We start from the raw sequence: 391 nt of genomic DNA on the forward strand, positions 1-391 counted from the left end.
AGCATCGGCGCGATTGCGTTTGTAGTAAGCCTGTCGGCTTATCCCCATGAACTGGCAAGCCCTGCTGATGCTCAGGTTTTGGATTCGTTTTTGCGCGAGGACTTGCCGGGACGCTTTTTTACGACAGAAAGACCGTAGTCATTTTTCAAGACATCGACGACCGCCTCGAAAAACTGCGCTTTCTGATTGGACAGCGCCAACTGCTCTTCAAGCTCTTTGATGCGTTGCTCTGGCGTCAATGGTCGGTTTTTGTCGGGCATAGACCCCATCCTCGGCGAGCCAATGTAGGTGCCTGGGCTCCAATCTTGCCGACCATGCTTGCGTAACCACGTCAAAACAGTCGTTTTGCCTTGAATCCCGTAGCGCTCCTGAGCCTCTTTATAACTCAGCT

Annotated in this window: 1 pseudogene; it reads right to left on the bottom strand. The window is 52.4% G+C overall.

The window, feature by feature from the left end:
- Positions 1-391: pseudogene (locus tag IB254_RS29360) on the bottom strand (IS3 family transposase); the annotation flags it as partial.

Source organism: Pseudomonas sp. PDM03, assembly GCF_014852385.1.
GTDB lineage: Bacteria > Pseudomonadota > Gammaproteobacteria > Pseudomonadales > Pseudomonadaceae > Aquipseudomonas > Aquipseudomonas migulae.